The sequence below is a fragment of the Rugamonas brunnea genome, from assembly GCF_014042345.1.
In the GTDB taxonomy this organism is placed as follows: Bacteria; Pseudomonadota; Gammaproteobacteria; order Burkholderiales; family Burkholderiaceae_D; genus Rugamonas; species Rugamonas brunnea.
Window position 1 is genome coordinate 70,887 of sequence record NZ_JACEZT010000016.1, and the last position, 12,862, is coordinate 83,748.

The window sequence follows — 12,862 nt, forward strand, 5'->3', positions numbered from 1 at the left end:
TGTATGTCAACGAAAGGGTAATATGGAAGGACTACTTTCCCGTTTGTACACTCATGCCAATCGTTTTAACCACAAAAAGGCATCTTAGGCGAGAAGTATGGATGGCTAGAAGGGGGTAATAACCCGGTAGGGGTTAAGCGAAACGCTGAAGGGCACGTCGGGCGAGGCGTTGCGGCTCAGGATGCTGCGGGCCTGCTCCGGGGTGACCTGCGTCTTCCAGCCGCCCGCCTGGCTTTCCTGCTCTTCCTGCTCCCAGCCATCGTCGAACGCCTCGCGCGCGTTGCGCTCGAAACGCCCTTGCAGGTTGCTGACGGCGCCGCGCCCCTTGGTCGCCTGCAGAGGCCGGGGCGGCAGCATGGTTTGCTCGAACTGTTCTTCCGCATCGGACATGGCACACCTGAAAGTACTGTATATTGACACAGTATTCTAGGTGCTGGCCGCGTTCATATCAAGCGCGGCCGTGAAAATAATGCGGGGCTCCCCGCTGTCGCCCCGGCATATTCAGCAAACCCGGTAATGAACCAACATGATCATTCATGAGCCAGCCTCATAAGCCCAAGCAATTTCCGCCCCGTTCCGGGGCCCTGTTTATCGCTATCATGCCCGGCATCGGCAGTGAACACGATTGAACAAGAACACGAAAGGAACACACTCCATGACGGTCAAAGCTTATGGCGCCCACGCGGGCGACCAACCCCTGGTATCGATGGACATCACCCGCCGCGCGCCGGGTGCCCACGACGTGCAGATCAGCATCGCCTTCTGCGGCGTCTGCCACTCAGACCTTCACACGGTCCGCAGCGAATGGGCCGGCACGCAATACCCCTGCGTGCCCGGCCATGAAATCGTCGGCCGCGTCACGGCCGTCGGCGCCCACGTGAGCCGCCACAAGGTCGGCGACCTGGTCGGCGTCGGTTGCATCGTCGACAGTTGCCAGCATTGCGACGATTGCGACGACGGCCTGGAAAACTACTGCACAAGCATGGTCGGCACCTACAACGGCCCCACCGCCGACCAGCCAGGCTGGACCATGGGCGGCTATTCGGAGCAGATCGTGGTGCATGAGCGCTACGTGCTGCACATCAGCCATCCCGAGCACCAGCTGGCCGCCGTGGCGCCGCTGCTGTGCGCCGGCATCACCACCTACTCGCCGCTGCGCCACTGGCATGCCGGTCCGGGCAAGAAAGTGGGCGTGGTCGGTATCGGCGGCCTGGGCCACATGGGCATCAAGCTGGCCCACGCGATGGGCGCGCATGTGGTCGCCTTCACCACCTCGGCATCGAAGCGCGAGGTCGCCAAGGCGCTGGGCGCCGACGACGTGGTGGTGTCGCGCAACGCGGAGGAAATGGCGGCCCACGCCCGGAGCTTCGACTTCATCCTCAACACGGTGGCGGCGCCGCACGACCTGGACGCCTTCCTGGTGCTGCTCAAGCGCGACGGCACGATGACGCTGGTGGGCGCGCCTGCCACGCCGCACCCGTCGCCCCAGGTATTCAATCTGATCATGCAGCGCCGCACGCTGGCCGGCTCGATGATAGGCGGCATTCCTGAAACCCAGGAAATGCTGGACTTCTGCGCCCGGCACAACATCGTCGCCGACATCGAACTGATCCGCGCCGACGAGATCAACGCGGCCTACGAGCGCATGCTCAAGGGCGACGTCAAGTATCGCTTCGTGATCGACAACGCCAGCCTGGCGGCCTGATCCCATCCCTGCCATCAGTATCCCTTGCCGGCAAGGGATACTGTATGCTTCCACAGTACTCCACCCACCGGGCGCGGCCATCGCCGCCCCCATTTGATCCCCACCCCTGCAGTTAGCGCGCGCAAGCTGGTATCATGCTAACAAACTTGGGGAGATGTCATCCCCACGCCGCGCGCGCCGATTGCCGCGCCGGCGGGCCTGTAGCGCCCCAGCCCCACCCAACAACTGATCAGGATGCCGCCCGGTGCGTGGCGGCGCCCTGATGTTCACCTTACGCGAGCACCCCATGAGCCAACCCGTATCGACCAAACCGTCCTCGTTCTGGAGCCGGCTGCCGCTGGCCTTCAGCGCCTTCGTCAACACGCTGTCGGACCCGGATTACGCCAACCGCCTGCAGCGCATGAACGACGCTGCCAGCTATCCGCCCGCCCCCGTCGCTGCGCCTGCCCCGGCGCCCGCCCCCGCGCCACTGCGCGTGGCCACGCCCGACGCCGCCCTGCAACTGCTGAGCCTGCTGCAACGCGAAGCGCGCCTGATCGACTTCACCCAGGAAAACCTGAGCGCCTATGCCGACGCCGACATCGGCGCCGCCGCCCGCGTCGTGCATGAAGGCTGCGGCAAGGTGCTGCGCGAGCACTTCCACATCGAACCGGTGCGCGAGGAGGCCGAAGGCAGCCGCGTGGTGCTGGAAGAAGGCTTCGACGCCAGCGCCGTGCGCCTGACCGGCAACGTGGTCGGCAAGGCGCCGTTCCGCGGCACGCTGAGCCACCGCGGCTGGCGCGCCACCAACGTGCTGCTGCCGAAGCTGGCCGAAGCGCACGACGCCAGCGTGCTGGCCCCGGCGGAGGTGGAATTATGAGCGAACCGCGCTACGCCATCGGCATCGACCTGGGCACCACCCACAGCGCCCTGTCCTACGTGGACCTGGCCGCCAGCGATGGCGAGCAGACCAGCCACGGCGTGCTGGCCGTGCCCCAGTTGACGGCGCCCGGCACGGTGGAAGAACTGCCGCTGCTGCCCTCGTTCCTGTATCTGCCGCACGCGGACGAACTGGCGCCCGGTGACCTGAGCCTGCCCTGGGGCCAAAGCGCCGCCGAGCAGACCGCCGTTGTCGGCGAGATGGCGCGCAGCCGTGGCGCCACCACGCCGATCCGTCTCGTGTCCAGCGCCAAGAGCTGGCTGTGCCACCCCGGCGTGGACCGCCGTGGCCCCATCCTGCCCAACGACGCACCCGAGGAAGTGGCGCGCGTGTCGCCGCTGGACGCCTCCACCCGCTACCTGTCGCACCTGCGCGCGGCGTGGGACGCGGCCCATCCCGATGCGCCGTTCGCGCAGCAGGCCGTCACCGTCACCATCCCCGCCTCGTTCGATCCGGGCGCGCGCGAACTGACGGCCGACGCGGCCCGCGCCGCCGGCTACGACGCGCTCACCCTGCTGGAAGAACCGCAGGCCGCCCTGTACAGCTGGATCCAGGGCAGCGCCGGCCGCTGGCGCAAGGAAGTCAAACCGGGCGACGTGATCCTGGTGGTGGACGTGGGCGGCGGCACCAGCGACTTCTCGCTGATCGCCGTGCTGGAACGGGACGGCGTGCTGGAACCGCACCGCGTGGCCGTGGGCGACCACATCCTGCTGGGCGGCGACAACATGGACTTGGCGCTGGCCCACCTGGTGGCGCGCAAGCTGTCCGCCAACGGCACCACGCTCGACGCCTGGCAGATGCGCGCCCTCACCTACGGCTGCCGTGCCGCCAAGGAAGCCTTGCTGGCCGACGCCGACGCGGCCACCTGGCCCATCGTCGTTCCCAGCCGTGGTTCGAAACTGATCGGCGGTTCGATCCGCACCGAGCTGACGCGCGAGGAAGTGAGCACCTTCATCCTGGACGGCTTCTTCCCGTCCGTGGAAGCGTCGGCCCGGCCGGCCGTGCGCACCCGCGCCGGCCTGACCCAGCTTGGCCTGCCGTATGCGCAGGACGCCGGCATCACCCGCCACCTGGCCGCCTTCCTGGCGCGCCAGCTGGGCGCGACGGCCGAACTGGAAGGTTATGCCGGCCGCCAGAACGCCGACGCCACCTTCCTGCATCCAACGGCCGTGCTGTTCAACGGCGGCGTGTTCAAGTCCGAGCTGCTGGCCCAGCGCGTGATGGCCACCCTCAACGACTGGCTGTACCTGGAGGGCGCGGAGCCGGCCCGCATGCTGGGCGGGGCCGACCTCGACCTGGCCGTGGCGCGCGGCGCCGCCTATTACAGCTACGTGCGGCGCGGCAGCGGCGTGCGCATCCGTGGCGGCACGGCCCGTTCCTACTACGTGGCGATCGAATCGGCCATGCCGGCCATCCCCGGCATGGAACCGCCGATCCAGGCATTGTGCGTGGCGCCGTTCGGCATGGAGGAAGGCGCGGAGATGGAACTGCCGGCGCAGGAATTCGGGCTGGTGGTAGGTGAGCCGGTGCAGTTCCGCTTCTTCGGCTCGTCCGTGCGGCGCCAGGACCAGATCGGCGACCTGCTCGACAGCTGGCATCCCGACGAGCTGCAAGAGCTGAACGAGATCGCGGCCACGCTGTCGCCGGAAGGCCGGCAGGCGGGCGACGTGGTGCAGGTCAAGCTGCACGCGCTGGCCACCGAATCGGGCACGCTGGAACTGCTGGCCGTGGCCAACGACGGCCAACGGTGGAAGGTGGAGTTCGACGTGCGTGCGGGAGCCGCTGTCTGACAATGGCGCACTACCTCGTCAGCATCGACCTGGGCACCACCAACACGGTGCTGGCCTATTCCGAGCTGGGCGCCACGCCGGAGACGGCGCAGATCCGGCTGTTCGACATCGAGCAGCTGGTGGCGCCGGGCGAGGTGGCGCCGGCCACGCTGCTGCCATCGCTGCGCTACCACCCGGCCGAGGGGGAACTGGCCGACGGCCAACTGCAACTGCCGTGGCGGCAGGACGACGTGGCCGGACTGGCGCAAGTGGTCACGGGCCGGCTGGCCCGCGTGCTGGGCGCGCAGGTGCCGGGCCGGCTGGTGGCCAGCGCCAAGAGCTGGCTGTCCCATCCCGGCGTGGACCGCATGGCGCCCATCCTGCCGTGGGGCGCCGAGGAAGGCGTGCCGCGCGTATCGCCGGTGGCGGCCAGCGCCAGCTATCTGGCCCATTTGCGCGCGGCGTGGAATACACGCTTCCCGCAACAACCGCTGGAACAGCAACAGCTGGTGCTGACCATCCCCGCCTCGTTCGACGAAGGCGCGCGCGCGCTGACGCTGGAAGCGGCGCGGATGGCCGGCCTGCCCGCCCTGCGCCTGCTGGAGGAACCGCAGGCGGCCTTCTACGACTGGCTGTTCCGCCACCGCGCCACACTGGCCGAGGAACTGGCCGACACGCGGCTGGTGCTCGTCTGCGACGTGGGCGGTGGCACCACGGACTTCAGCCTGATCAAGGTGGAACTCGCTGACGGCGTGCAGGAATTGCGCCCCCAACTGAGCCGCATCGGCGTGGGCAACCACCTGATCCTCGGCGGCGACAACATGGACCTGGCGCTGGCCCATCTGGCCGAGAGCCGCATGGCCGCCGGCGCGGCCGGCGAAGGTGGCGGTGCAAGCCGCCTGTCAGCCGGCCGCCTGGCGCAACTGACGGAACGCTGCCGCGCCGCCAAGGAACAACTGCTAGCGGCCGACGCACCGGAGCGCGCCACCGTCACGCTGCTGGGCGCAGGTTCGCGCCTGATCGGCGGCACCCGCTCCGTGGAATTCACGCGCGAGGAAGTGGAGCGGCTGGTGGTCGATGGCTTCTTCCCCATGGGCGCGGCGGACGAAGGCGCGCGGCGCGGCCGGGCCGCCATCGTCGAATTCGGTCTGCCTTATGCGAGCGATCCGGCCATCACGCGCCACCTGGCCAGCTTCCTGCAGCAGCATGCGGGCGCCGCCCGCGCCGCGCTGGGCCTGGCCGACGATGCGGCCGTCCCGATTCCCGACACGCTGCTGCTCAACGGCGGCGTGTTCCGCGCCGATGCGCTCGCGCGCCGCCTGCAAGCCACGCTGGCGCAATGGCGCGGCCAGCCGCTGCGCGTACTCCACAACGACAATCCCGACGTGGCCGTGGCCCGTGGCGGCGTGGCTTACGCGCTGGCGCGACGCGGCGCGGCGCCCGCCATCACGGGCGGTTCGCCGCGCAGCTACTTCCTCGTGCTCGATGAGGAGCAGCGCGCCGACAAGCCATGCCGCGCCATCTGCATCCTGCCGCGCGGCGCGGCCGAAGGCAGTGAAGTGCTGCTGTCCGGACGCACGTTCGCGCTGCGGCTGGGGCGCCCGGTGCGCTTTCACCTGGCCTCATCGACCGCGCAATCCGGCGCTGCGCCGCTGGCCGGCGAGATGGTGGACATCAACCAAAGCGCACAAGGCGACTACGTGCGCCTGCCAGCGATGGCGACCGTGCTGCGCGACAGCGGCAGCGCCGCGCGCAAGGAAATCCCCGTGCAACTGGCCACCTCGCTGAGCGAAGTAGGCACGCTGGAAGTGCACTGCGTGGCCATCACCGATGCGGACAGCCCGCAACCGCAGGCGGGGCAACCACAACGCTGGCTGCTGGAATTCCAGTTGCGCGAAGCGAGCGCGCCGAACGCGGAGGCCAGCGAGACACCCGATGCGCAACCGGCCAGCCATCCCGGCCTGAGCGCGGCCATCGAAAAAATAGACCGTATTTTCGGCGCCCGCGCGCAGCAGGTCGAATTGAAGGAAGTGCGCCGGTTGCGCACCCAACTCGAACAGGTGCTGGGCGGCCGCGAAAAGTGGGCCACGCCGCTGCTGCGCCAGTTGTTCGACGCGCTGCTGGCCCGCGCCAAGGGCCGGCGCCGCTCGGCCGACCATGAACGCGTGTGGCTCAACCTGTGCGGCTACTGCCTGCGTCCCGGCTTCGGCTACACGCTCGATGAATGGCGCATCGAGCAATTGTGGGCCCTGTTCGAAACGGGCGCCCAGCATCACAAGGACAGCCAGGTATGCGCCGAATGGTGGACCATGTGGCGCCGCGTATCCGGCGGCCTCGATGCCACGGCCCAGTTGCGCATCCTCGACGATTTCGCCTTCAACGTGCAGGCAGACGCGCAGGAACGGGGCCGCCGCCCGCACACGCTGGTGGACGGTAGCGACGACGACATGCTGCGCCTGGGCGCTTCGCTGGAACGCATCCCCGGCAACTACAAGGCGGAAATCGGTGCCTGGATGCTGATGCAACTGGACCAAGCCACGACGGCGCTGCAGCGCACGGCGGCGGCCAAGGGCGGTGCGGCCGCGCGCTCCAGCAGCGCCAAGGCCGATACAACTGCGAAGGCCGAAGCGACGCAGGCCCGCTACCTGTGGGGCCTGAGCCGCGTGGGGGCGCGCCAGCCCTTCCATGGCAGCGCGCACGACGTGGTGGCCACAGCCACCGTCGAACAGTGGCTGGCCACGATCCTGGCGCTGGACTGGAAAAAGGTGGAGCCGGCCGGCTACGCGGCCGCCCATCTGGCGCGCATGACTGGCGACCGTTCGCGCGACGTGGACGAGGCCTTGCGGGCCGAGATCCTGCGCCGCCTGTCGGCCGTGGGCGCGCCCGCCAACTGGAGCGCCATGGTGCGCGAGGTGGTGCAACTGGATCAGGCGGATGAAAAACGCCTGCTTGGGGACGCGCTGCCGCCGGGATTGAAACTGATCGCCTGATTCTGCCACCGGCGCCGCCAGTGCGGCCACGGTAGCCACTGCGGCCACTGCGGCCCGCTCATTATCGCGGCCCGCGCGCTCCCTGCGCATATCCCTGCTGCTGCCCGACGAAACCATCGAAAGCGGTAATCAGCGGTTCGAACGCGACGGGCCTGCCTTCCAACTGTTGCAGCGCGTAGCAGGTCGCCTCCAGCGTCGATAGCTGATCGGGCAAATGCGCCTTGCGGATCAGGTAATGCGATGGCGGCGTATCGCGCAGCGGCAGGCGCGGCAAGCTTTGCAGGGCGGGATTCAGGTACAACATCTTGCGGCTCTTGCGCCACGTCCCATCCAGCACCACGAGCCTCAGGCGTTCCGGCTGCGCGCACCACGCGGCGTCGAACGGCGCACCCGGCGCCATCACCGGACCGCCGGCTTCCACCGTTTCAGGATACAGCAGCACGGGCCGGCGGCCATCGGCCGTCAGCCACTGCGCCAGCGTCTCCGGCGCGAACATCTCCCCCACTTCCAGCCGGCTGCGCGCCAGGCTCAGATGCAGCAGCCGCGCGCTGCCTTTGGCATTCACCACCTCCATCGGGTGTTGCAGGATCAGCAGATCGACCGCGTTGTCGCACTGCGCCACCCAGCGGCAGATACAGGCCGATTGCGCGCGCAGGCAGGCGACGCACATGGCGCGGCGGTGGCCGCCGTCGGCGGCGGGATGCAGAGGGGAAGTCATAGGCCGCCATTGTACCGAACTGCCATCGCAGGGCTGACGATGCGGCAACAACACGATACGCCACTCAACATGTGTTGATCCGACGGAATGGCAAAAATGAAACAATGTGAAAAATAGTTCTCAAAATACAAAACATGCAATAGCAATCATAAAATCGCCTGCTTATACTGGGTGGGCCAAACGGCACCGTCTTCGCTTTCACCGCACATACCGTCAACGCTCAACCGGAGGTGATTCAATGAAACCCCTACCCCGCCTGCTCGCCATGGCCGCCGTGCTGGCCGCCACGCAGTCCGCCATGGCCGTCACGCTGCCGATCAATAGCTATGCCGCCCTGCCCGGCACCACGGTGGCGGCCGAACCGCAGCTGGCCGGCGTGGTGCTGGAAGACCAGGTGCAAGCGTTCTCGTTCAACAATGGCAGCGGCATCGTGTCGGGCACGGTGCAATCGCGCGTGGTGCGCTCCAGCGTCGACGGCACCCTGGACTTCTACTGGCGCGTGATCAGCGACCGCAGCTCGGCGGGCGACATCGGGTCTTTCCGATTGGGGAACTTCGTTGCGCCGGAATACAAGGCGAACTGGCGCAGTGACGGGCTGGGCAACGTGGCGCCCGATGCGGCCTACCGTTTCGGCGCGCCCTACGTGGGCTACGTCAACTACATCTTCGGCCATACCCAAGGCGATCCTTACCTGACCCCGGGGTCGGAATCGTACTTCATGTTCCTTGACACCTCGGCTACCAGCTATGCCAAGACGGCCCTGTACGACCTGACAGATCCGGGCCAGGGCCACATCACGACCGGCTATGCCACCTTCGCCCCGGCCGTGCCGGAGCCCTCCACCTACGCCATGCTGCTGCTTGGCCTGGCCGGGGTGGGAATGGCTGCCGCGCGGCGGCGCGGCTAAGTGACCCGAACGCTGGCAACAGACGGCGTGACTGGCGGGCCTAAACGCCTGCAGTGGATGGCGTGGCGCCCAGCAAGTCCTCCAGGCTGGCCAGCGTGGCCGGGTCCTTGACCACGGCGCGCAGCCACAGGTGCAGCGGCTGCTCGCCCCAGCTGGCCGCCTTCTCGGCCAGGTAAGCCACCGGGCTATGCGGCTCCGTGCGACGGAAGAAATCGGCCACCAGCCGCAACTGGGCTAGCGCCTGGGTGCGGTTGCGCAGCGCCTCTCCGGCCTGCAAGGGGCCGTACGCCGTTGCCTGGCTCATGCCGTCGCAGCGCGCGCCATCCACGTCACCGGCCGCCTCGCCCGATGCTGCGGATGCTGCGCCGCCGGCCAGTGGGGCGACAAAATGGATCAGGCCTTGCAGCGCCTCGCGCGCGGCGGCGAAGGCCGGGCCGTCCACACCGAGGCGCGCATCGACTGCCTTTTCCAGGTCGGCCAGCATGGCCAGGCAGTATTGCGCGTCCGCCAGCAGGACCTCGTTATAGTCCGCGCTGTTGCGGCGCCGTTGCGCATCCAAATCGGCCAGCGCGAGGGCGGCATCTGGCGCGCTGCCCCATGCCTGATTGTCCGTACCGCCGCTGCCCGCCGCGCGCTGGCGCGCCGCATCGAAGTCAGCCCAGGTGTAGCCCATTTCTTCGGTCACCGCCATCTCGCGCACCAGTTGCGGCGTGCGCCCCAGCAGCCAGCCCAGGTTGCCCACGCGCTGCTCGAACTGGCCATCATCCGCCAGCGGGTACAGCCCGTCCCAGTAGTGCTCGCACAGGCCGGCCAGCACGGCGAAACCGTCGCCCAGGCCACGCAGGCCGCGCGTCTTGGCGTGGGCCTCGGCCAGCCAGACTGCCAGCCGCAAGTCCTTGCTCTTCGATTCGATCAACCGCGCGCAGCGGCTGCCGACGAAACCCCAATCCGCTTCCTTCAGCGCCACCACCCATTCGCCCTGGTCCAGCGTGGGATCGTCGTAGGTGCGGGCCTTGGCGATGTCATCGAGCTCGCTGCTGAAGGACAGGTCTTCGCCGCAGGTTTGCGCGGCGCTGATGGGAAGAAGCAGTTGCGCGATGCTGAACATGGCGAGCCTCCGGACTATTTGATGGTGTATTTGAACTGGCCATTGCGGCCCGCGCCGGCCTTGATCCGGGCGATGGCAGTGCCTTCGGCCATGCGGGCCAGCACGGCTTCCGCAATTTCGGGCAGCAGCGTGCCATTGAGGATATGGTCCACGCTGCGCGCGCCCGAATCGACCTCGGTGCAGCGCGCCAGCACCGCTTCCACCAGCGACGGCTCGTAACTGAATTCGGCCTGGTGGTTCTCGTGCACACGCTGGCCGATGCGCGCCAGCTTGAGGCCGATGATGCTGGCCAGCGCGGCGTCGCCCAGCGGATAGAACGGCACGATCTTCAGGCGCCCCAGGAAGGCCGGTTTGAAGTGACGCATCAACTGGGGCCGCAACAGTTCTTCCAGTTCCGCCGGCGCGGGCTGCTGCTCCGCAGGCTTGTTCAAGCAGGCCTGCATCATGGCGGCCGAACCGACGTTAGAAGTGGCGATGATGATGGTGTTGCGGAAGTCGATCTCGCGCCCTTCCGCATCGTCCATCACGCCCTTGTCGAACACCTGGAAGAACAACTCCGTCACGTCCGGGTGGGCCTTCTCGATTTCGTCCAGCAGCACCACGCTGTACGGGTTGCGGCGCACGGCCTCGGTCAGTACCCCGCCCTCGCCATAGCCCACGTAGCCCGGCGGCGAGCCTTTCAGGCCGGAGACGCTGTGGGCCTCCTGGTATTCGCTCATGTTGATAGTGACCAGCTTGCGTTCTCCCCCGTACAGCAGGTCGGCCAGCGCCAGCGCCGTCTCCGTCTTGCCGATGCCGGACGGGCCCACGAACAGGAACACGCCCTTGGGTTTGTTCGGGTCGTCCAGGTTGGCGCGCGCCGTGCGCACGCGCTGGGCCACGGCGGCCAGCGCGTGATCCTGGCCGATGATGCGTTCGCACAGCGCTTCGCGCAGGCGCAGCACGGTGTGGATTTCATCCTTGACCATCTTGCCGAGCGGGATGCCGGTCCAGCCGGCGACCACGCCCGCCACCACGCCGCCATCCACTTCCAGCGGGACCATGGCCGCGCCATCCTGCGGCGAGGCCAGCTTGTCGCGGGCCGCGCGGGCGCCAGCCGCGTCGCCCTCGCCTTCCAGCCGCATGATCTCGGCGCGCAGCGCCTGTTCTCGCTCCCAGCGCGCGCGCAGGCGCGCGTGCTCCTCGTGCCGGGCCGCGTGGGCCGCGCGCAGTTGCTGTAGGCGCGCTGACGCACCACCTCCGCCGGCCCGGCCGTCCGCACTGACCGCGCCCCCGCCATCCGCACCATCGCGCTCCAGCGCCGCGATCTCGGCGCCGCTGCGCTCCTGCGCGCGCGCCACTTCCTCCACGGCCACCGGCACCGCATGCTGGCCCAGCGCCACGCGGGCGCAAGCGGTATCCAGCACGCCCACCGCCTTGTCCGGCAACTGCCGCCCGCTGATGTAACGGTGCGACAGGCGCACAGCCTCCGTCACGGCGTCGTCGCGGATGCGGATGCCGAAATGGCCCTCCATCAGCGGCACCATGGCGCGCAGCATGGCGCAGGCAATGTCCTCGGACGGTTCCTCGACCTTGACCACCTGGAAGCGCCGCGCCAGCGCCGCATCCTTTTCGAAATACTTCTTGTACTCGCCCCAAGTGGTGGCGGCGATGGTGCGCAGCTCGCCCCGCGCCAGGGCCGGCTTGAGCAGGTTGGCCGCGTCGTTCTGGCCCGCCTGGCCGCCCGCGCCTATCATGGTGTGGGCCTCATCGATGAACAGAATGATGGCGTGCGGGCTTTTCTTGACTTCGTCGATCACGTTCTTCAGGCGGTTCTCGAACTCGCCCTTGACGCTGGCGCCGGCCTGCAACAGGCCCATGTCCAGCGTGTGGATAGCCACGCCCTGCAAGGTGTGCGGCACATCGCCGGCGGCGATGCGCAGCGCCAGCCCTTCCACCACGGCCGTCTTGCCCACGCCCGCCTCGCCGGTCAGGATGGGATTGTTCTGGCGGCGCCGCATCAGGATGTCGATCAACTGGCGGATTTCCATGTCGCGCCCGATCACGGGATCGACCTTGCCGTCGCGCGCCAGTTGGGTGAGGTTGCTGGTGTACTGGTCCAGCGCCGGCGTGCGGGCGGCCACCTGGGCCACCGGATCGGCGCCCGCTTCCTCCACCGGGGCCGATGGCGCGGCCAGCGCTTCCTGCGAGCCGTCCGTATATTTTTCCAGCTGGTGCTTCAGGCTGTCTAGCGGGAAGCGGGCGAACTGGCGCGAGGCGCGCGCGGCCAGCTGGGCCAACTCAGGCTCCGTCAACAATGCCAACAGCAGGTGGCCGCTGCGGATCGCATGCGGTTGGTCCGCCGCCAGCGAGGCGATCAACCAGCCATGCTCGAACAGCACCGACAGGTGCGGCGAGAACACGGGCGTGCGGCTGCTGCCGTTGCGGAAGCCCGCCACTTCGCGCCGCAGATCCGCATCCAGCCCCGTCAGGCTGATGTCGCAGCGGCGCGCGATGACGGCGACGTCGCTGCGTTCCTGTTCCAGCAAGGCGAGGAACAGGTGTTCCACGTCCACTTCATACTGCCCCAGGCCGACGCAGATGGCGGCGGCGCGGGTGGCGGCCTGGCGGGTGGTGTCGTTCAGTTTTCCGATCAGCGTTTTCAGGTTGATGCCCATGCTGTCGCTCCGCGCACGTGAGGATTAAGGGGGACCAGGATGAACAAGGGTCAGACCCTGGGGTCCGACCCTTTTGGGCTGCGGGCGTG

Annotated in this window: 8 protein-coding genes and 1 pseudogene; 5 read left to right on the forward strand and 4 right to left on the reverse strand. The window is 68.2% G+C overall.

Translation table 11 applies throughout. The annotated features are described in order from the left end of the window. Positions 1-123: 123 nt before the first annotated feature. Positions 124-390: pseudogene (locus tag H3H37_RS20655) on the reverse strand (PA0069 family radical SAM protein); the annotation flags it as partial. Positions 391-655: 265 nt separating this feature from the next. Between H3H37_RS20655 and H3H37_RS20660 the strand changes: the two are divergent. The 4 genes from H3H37_RS20660 (at position 656) to H3H37_RS20675 (ending at position 7,383) form a co-directional block, all read left to right on the forward strand. After that, a complete protein-coding gene (locus tag H3H37_RS20660) occupies positions 656-1,705 on the forward strand; it encodes an NAD(P)-dependent alcohol dehydrogenase (RefSeq protein WP_182166036.1) in 1,050 nt (349 codons plus the stop codon). A 286-nt stretch (positions 1,706-1,991) separates the two neighbouring features. Then, on the forward strand, positions 1,992-2,564 hold the full coding sequence (locus tag H3H37_RS20665; protein WP_182166038.1) for a DUF2760 domain-containing protein: 573 nt from the start codon (positions 1,992-1,994) through the stop codon (positions 2,562-2,564). After that, positions 2,561-4,414: an Hsp70 family protein gene (locus H3H37_RS20670; RefSeq protein ID WP_182166040.1), complete on the forward strand. Its 1,854-nt coding sequence runs from the start codon at positions 2,561-2,563 to the stop codon at positions 4,412-4,414. Before H3H37_RS20665 ends, H3H37_RS20670 begins: the two co-directional genes overlap by 4 nt. 2 nt (positions 4,415-4,416) lie before the next feature. Beyond that, the gene (locus H3H37_RS20675; protein WP_182166042.1) at positions 4,417-7,383 is read left to right on the forward strand and encodes an Hsp70 family protein; all 2,967 of its coding nucleotides are present in this window, start codon (positions 4,417-4,419) and stop codon (positions 7,381-7,383) included. 61 nt (positions 7,384-7,444) lie between these two features. Here H3H37_RS20675 and H3H37_RS20680 read toward each other — a convergent pair whose 3' ends face one another. Then, positions 7,445-8,101, reverse strand: a complete 657-nt coding sequence (locus H3H37_RS20680) for a tRNA-uridine aminocarboxypropyltransferase (protein WP_182166044.1) — start codon at positions 8,099-8,101, stop codon at positions 7,445-7,447. 238 nt (positions 8,102-8,339) lie between these two features. On the opposite strand from H3H37_RS20680, the gene H3H37_RS25935 reads away from it, so the two are divergent. After that, positions 8,340-9,008, forward strand: a complete 669-nt coding sequence (locus tag H3H37_RS25935) for a PEP-CTERM sorting domain-containing protein (protein WP_229218938.1) — start codon at positions 8,340-8,342, stop codon at positions 9,006-9,008. 40 nt (positions 9,009-9,048) lie between these two features. Here H3H37_RS25935 and tssA read toward each other — a convergent pair whose 3' ends face one another. Both tssA and tssH read right to left on the reverse strand, forming a co-directional pair. Then, positions 9,049-10,116 (reverse strand): type VI secretion system protein TssA, encoded by a 1,068-nt coding sequence (tssA, locus tag H3H37_RS20690; RefSeq protein WP_182166046.1) that lies wholly within the window; start codon positions 10,114-10,116, stop codon positions 9,049-9,051. Positions 10,117-10,130: 14 nt separating this feature from the next. Next, entirely contained in the window at positions 10,131-12,773 is a 2,643-nt protein-coding gene (tssH, locus tag H3H37_RS20695; protein WP_182166048.1) for a type VI secretion system ATPase TssH, read from the reverse strand. Between the last annotated feature and the right edge of the window lie 89 nt (positions 12,774-12,862).

Bases quoted from the DNA above. Each gene is read 5' to 3' on its own strand.
- H3H37_RS20660 (WP_182166036.1), top strand. From the start codon at position 656: ATGACGGTCAAAGCTTATGGCGCCCACGCGGGCGACCAACCCCTGGTA.
- tssH (WP_182166048.1), bottom strand. From the start codon at position 12,773: ATGGGCATCAACCTGAAAACGCTGATCGGAAAACTGAACGACACCACC.
- H3H37_RS25935 (WP_229218938.1), top strand. From the start codon at position 8,340: ATGAAACCCCTACCCCGCCTGCTCGCCATGGCCGCCGTGCTGGCCGCC.
- H3H37_RS20675 (WP_182166042.1), top strand. From the start codon at position 4,417: ATGGCGCACTACCTCGTCAGCATCGACCTGGGCACCACCAACACGGTG.
- H3H37_RS20665 (WP_182166038.1), top strand. From the start codon at position 1,992: ATGAGCCAACCCGTATCGACCAAACCGTCCTCGTTCTGGAGCCGGCTG.
- H3H37_RS20670 (WP_182166040.1), top strand. From the start codon at position 2,561: ATGAGCGAACCGCGCTACGCCATCGGCATCGACCTGGGCACCACCCAC.
- H3H37_RS20680 (WP_182166044.1), bottom strand. From the start codon at position 8,101: ATGACTTCCCCTCTGCATCCCGCCGCCGACGGCGGCCACCGCCGCGCC.
- tssA (WP_182166046.1), bottom strand. From the start codon at position 10,116: ATGTTCAGCATCGCGCAACTGCTTCTTCCCATCAGCGCCGCGCAAACC.